We start from the raw sequence: 2,179 nt of genomic DNA on the forward strand, positions 1-2,179 counted from the left end.
TTTCCGCTGTCGTAGGCACTGCTGCTGACCGAGGCGTTGAACCATTCATACTGCAGCCAGCCATGCACATACGGGCTGTGGCGTTCGTTGGCATTCGCATACCAGGTGCCGTACACCCCGACCGTATACCCCGTCAGGCTGTTATCGGACTTGTAGCTGGTCTCCCCCGAATCGGTGGTCCCGGTCGCGCGGCCATAACCGGCCATCACCCCCAGCCCGAAGCGATCCTGCCCGGTAAACTGCGTATCCCACACTTCGCCACCCAACTGTGCCACATAGCGGTTGCTGGAGTTGGACAGTTGACCCGACGCATCCTCAAACTTGTTGCGCGAGCCCACCTGACGCAGCCACAGGCTGGAGCGCGTCTCCGTTCCACTCAGATCGCCGGTGTCGCGCGCATCCCCGGCGTGCAAATCTTCCAGCCGGGTGTTGAACAGCGTATTGGCGGCGGCGATGTTGGCAATAAAGGCCCCCGATTCCGGGTTATAGGTCACCACCTTGTCCTGATAATTGGAGCGCAGGTACCAGTTGCCGTCTGCCGTGTCCGTTGGCGTTCCCTGATAGAGGAAGTATTCCAGCACCCCGGCCTGGGCACGCCCATTCAGGGTAAAGGTGCCCGCCGAGTTGCCCCCGACGTTAATCACCTGAATACCGTTGATGTTTTTCGCCCCCTCCCCGCCGATATTGCTGACGCTGACCGTGCTGGTGCCAGACGTATCCCCCGTCACCACCAGTCGGTCGGTGGCGGCGTCATCCCCGGCCAGGACGGTGTTCAAGGCAACGTTACCGCCGTTGCCCACATAGTTACCGTTGATGATGAAATCACTGTAGCTGCCCCCGGTGGCGGCACGCCCGACCACCAGGTTACCGGCGTTGGACAGGTTACCGATAACCTGGCCATCACCGCCGAAGGTGCCGTTAGCCTGCACCGTCACGTCACTGGTCAGCGTGGCGCTCCCGACCGCAGCAAACGCCGTCGGCAACGCCAGGGCAAACGCCTGCGGCGCGGTCGCATTCACCGGTGGGGTGCCCACCAGTAACGCCCCGGACTGCACCGTCGTCATACCCGCGCTCACCAGGCTGTTGTTGATATGCACCGTGCCGCTGCCCTGTTTCACAATGCTACCACTGCCGCTGATGGGCGTGGTCAGGTCCCAGTCGCCCGCCGTATTGAGCACCACACTGCCTGCATTGAGCACAGACGCTGCGCCAAAATTATCACCGTTAGTCGCCGTCAGGGTGGTGCCCGTCTGGGTGGTAAAGGTCCCCGCATAGGCGCTGTTGTCACCGCTCAGGGTGACGTTGGCCGCATCGCTCAGCAGGGTATTGCCGCTGCCCTGCAAGGCATTAACCAGGGTGGCCGTCGCCAGTCCCCCCGTGCTGCCATCCAGATGCAGCGTGCCGTCTACCGCGATATCGCCGGTGCCCAGCCCCTGCGCCTGCGTGACGTCGGCCGTCGCCCCGCGGTTAATCGTGGTGGTGCCGCTGAAGCCGGTGTTGTTGTGATTGACCGCCAGCGTGCCGTTGCTCAGCAGCAGATTGCCCGCGCCCGCCAACGCCCCGTCGGCCACGCCGCCGTGGCTCACCGTCAGCACACCACCGCCCAGATCCAGCAGGCTGTCGGCAGCGCTGTTCAACGCCCCCACGGTTTGCGTGTGCCCGTTGATGTCCACCGCCGCACCGCCGTCAATCACCAGATCCGAGGTCTGCCCTAACGCTGAATCCGCATTCAGTTGCACGGTCCCCGCATGGACCCACGTGGCCCCGGTGTAGTTGTTGTCGGCCCCCGAGAGCACCACTATCGCGCCCGGATCCGCTTCGGTGATCGCCAGATCCCCGCTGCCAGTGATTTGCGCAAAGAGCTCGTTGCCCGGCGTGCCGTTAAAGCTCGCCGTGCCGACCAGCTCCAGCGCCTCGCTGCCGGTGGTCAGCAGGTCCATGCTCTTCAGGCTGTAGTTCACGTACAACCCATCGCGTTGATCGCCGGTGGTCAGGCCAAAACCAAAGGTCCCCATCGCCGCCACCACGCTGCTGTTCGGGTTGGTGATCCCTTCAAAATAGTCCTGAATAATCGGCGTATTGCTGCCGTCCGTCAGCGTCAGTTCACGCCCGGTGCCGGTGGCGGCGCCGGTCACCAGGTCCACCACAATGGCCCCGGTGTCCAATGCCAAGGTACTGA

At 63.4% G+C, this 2,179-nt stretch carries 1 protein-coding gene; it reads right to left on the reverse strand.

Translation table 11 applies throughout. The features are described from left to right. Positions 1-2,179, reverse strand: a 2,179-nt coding sequence (locus tag AC2A1E_RS23975; protein ID WP_484385839.1) for an autotransporter outer membrane beta-barrel domain-containing protein, incomplete at both ends; no start/stop codon positions are given.

It is taken from the genome of Serratia sp. HNCC26DJ206, assembly GCF_057180605.1.